The sequence below is a fragment of the Ureaplasma diversum NCTC 246 genome (assembly GCF_000731915.1).
Classification (GTDB): Bacteria; Bacillota_I; Bacilli_A; order Mycoplasmatales; family Mycoplasmoidaceae; genus Ureaplasma; species Ureaplasma diversum.
Map to the genome: position 1 here is coordinate 1 of NZ_JFDP01000079.1, position 3,082 is coordinate 3,082.

The following is a 3,082-nucleotide window of genomic DNA, read 5'->3' on the forward strand; positions in this document are numbered from 1 at the left end:
CTTCTTCAATAAAGTTGTTCATAACAACAAAATCATCACGTTTGTATTCGTTTCAAGTTCTTGAACGTTTATATAATAAAATGTTTAAGCACATTAAAGTTCCATAAACAGCTAAACCAATTAAAGCTAGATATGGAGATACAACTAATAAAGCAATTCCAAACCCAATTGATCCAAAAACCATTTTATTAGCTTCGGCATAAAATCCCATAACCCCTAAATGGATACTTAAAGCATCATCACTCATATGTGCATAAATATCCCCAGCACTATTTTGATCTAAGAATTTCATACTTAAATAACGTAGTTTACTTACTACTAATAATGACATCTTAGCTTCAATTAAATAACCAAGTTTATTAGTACATAAGTTAGTAAAAACATTAATTAAACATTGGAAAAAATAAACACCAATAATTCCTGCTGCAATATGTAATATTGTTTCTAGTGGTTTAGTTTGATTAGAGAATGCTTGGATTGTGTATTGTAATAAGAAAATGCTTGCAATTTGTAATAATTGAAAAGCAATGATAACAAATGAAACTGTTAAAAAATACTTTTTGAAGTCTTTAAAATAAAAACGAATTAAACTTCATTTTAAAGCATTTTTGTGAACTTTTAAATCTTGTAAATCCATCATTATCGATCCACCGCCAACTGTTCATTATAAATTGCTTTAAAAATTTCACAATCTTTTAATAATTGTTCACTAGTTCCAATGCTTACAATCTCACCTTTATCCATAACAATGATCTTATCACAATCTAAAATGTTACTAATTCGTTGAGCAACAATGATTTGTTGTTTGAAATAAGTTTGTTTTCTTATTCCTTCAAACACCTTAGCTTCAGTTATTGTATCAAGAGCGCTTGTACAATCATCTAATACTAAAGCAGGACTTTTTCTTAATAAACAACGTGACAAAGCTAATCGTTGTTTTTGTCCCCCAGATAAGTTCTTAGCATTTTGTTCAACGATGCCATAAATTCCATTATCTGCATCATTAATGAACTTAGTTGCTTGAGCAAGCTCAACAGCTTCATTAATTTCTTGTTCATTAATGTTATTTAATCCAAAAAGGATATTTTCATAAAATGTCCCTTTAATTAAAACTGGTGTTTGTTCATTAACACTAAATCAATCTCTTAAGTTTTTGATATCAATGTCTTTTAGTAAAGTATCATCGATTTTAATTGATCCATTGTTTGGGATAAACCTGTGCATTAATAAATTAATTAAAGTACTTTTACCAGAACCTGTAGTTCCTACAATCCCTACTCTTTCATTTGGATAAATTGTAAAACTAATGTTTTTTAAAACTAAATGGTTTGGATTATTTTCATAACTAAAACTTACATTATCAAATTGAATCAAACCATTAGTTATTGTTTTATTACCTTGATATGTAATTAATTCTTTGTGGTGGAAAAACTCATTAACACGCATGAAACTAACTTTAGTTTGAATAATTTCATTAATACTAAAAGCAAGAATACTAATCCCTAATACAAGCATATTAGCTGCTTGCATAATTGATAATATTTCTGCAGACACCAATGTTTTTGTTGTTGCTCCAACAATAATAATTAATGGAGAAACAGAGAAAATCATTAACATTAAAAAAGAAATAACTAAAGCAGAGATCCGGATCGGAATCATTGATCGTTTAATTACTTCAGATCATTGTTTATGAGAACTTTCTAAGAATTGGTTTTCAAGTGTAAATAATCTTATAACTTTGATTCCGTAAATATTTTCTAGTAATTTATTATTAAGACTATCGATGGCTGGTTTTGCTTTTCTTCATCGTTTTTCATTAATAGCTGCCATTAGTGAATAAATAATAGCTGTTGCTATTGTAATTGAAATCACAAGCACAGGAATTTGTCAGTGGTTCTGTGCTACAGCAAATAAAACAATAATTGAACCAATGAAATATGAAATTCCCATAAATCCTGGTCTTAGAATAATAACCATACACTTAGCTATTTTTTGAATATCATTAACACAAATGTTTAATAATGTTGATTGACTAAAACGTTGCTTATCTGCATGTGATAAACTCATTGTTTTATGAAAAATTCTCTCTCTTAATAAACCAACGGTCATTACTTCTAAATAAGTAGTAACTCAGTTATTAAGTAATGAAACAATAATTCATGCAACTGCTAATACAATTAATACAACACCTTGAACAATTGCATCATGGGTCGTTGCACTATTATTAACAGATCCCCGATTAATTTGAGCCAAAAATTAATGGTTGCACTAAAGTAATTGTAATTTGAATTAAATTCAATAAGATAATGACTAAAAATATTAATCATAATCTTGTTGTTAGAACAGATCAAATCGCTCGCATCTTCTTTTTTCCTTTTTAAAATTAATATGTTTTAGCTTCTCTGCTTAAATCTCTTATTTTTAAATCTTCTCTTTTATCGTGTAACTTCTTTCCTTTAGCTAGAGCAATAACTAGTTTTAATTTATTGTTTTTTCAATAAATTTTAATAGGAACAATAGTCATTCTTAAAGCTTGAGCTTGATGTTGAAGCTTAATAATTTCGTTTTTGTGTAATAATAATTTTCTTGTTCGATATGGATCATGATTAAACTGATTACCTTCAAAAAAAGGTGCAACATGCATATTAATAATAAAAGCTTCCATATTCTTAATTTGCACATAAGCTTCATTTATTGAACAATTTGCACGAGAAATTGATTTAACTTCAGTTCCTTTTAACTCTATTCCACACTCAAATGATTCAATAATTGAATAATTACGATATGCATGCTTATTAGAAACAATCACTTTAATCAACTCCCTTATTTTTCAAACCCAAAACTAAAGCTTCGATTTAATCCTAAATAATATTCTTTAAAGATTTCTAATTTATAAATAAACTCTTCTAATAATTGATAAGAATATAATCCATTTCTAATACTAAATCCATTAATAAACTTTTTAATTTCTATATCAGCAAACTTAATAAAGTGATAGAAATTAAAATCAGCATAACCATAATCTAATCAACTTTGATCAAACTGGTTTAAAAACATTAAACCATAATCTAATAATTTATTT

3 protein-coding genes and 1 pseudogene are annotated in these 3,082 nt (G+C 27.1%); all 4 read right to left on the bottom strand.

Annotated elements, in window-relative coordinates; translation table 4 throughout:
* The coding region (locus UDIV_RS03445) for an ABC transporter transmembrane domain-containing protein (RefSeq protein ID WP_038103352.1) at window positions 1–637 on the bottom strand (637 nt) is incomplete at its 3' end.
* Window positions 638–639: 2 nt separating this feature from the next.
* Entirely contained in the window at window positions 640–2,253 is a 1,614-nt protein-coding gene (locus UDIV_RS03450) for an ABC transporter ATP-binding protein (protein WP_051749523.1), read from the bottom strand.
* Window positions 2,254–2,383: 130 nt separating this feature from the next.
* Window positions 2,384–2,809 carry an SsrA-binding protein SmpB gene (gene smpB, locus UDIV_RS03455; protein ID WP_081847834.1) on the bottom strand — a complete coding sequence of 142 codons (426 nt, stop codon included), beginning with the start codon at window positions 2,807–2,809 and terminating at the stop codon, window positions 2,384–2,386.
* Between the two features lie 14 nt (window positions 2,810–2,823).
* A pseudogene (locus tag UDIV_RS04595) lies at window positions 2,824–3,082 on the bottom strand (hypothetical protein); the annotation flags it as partial.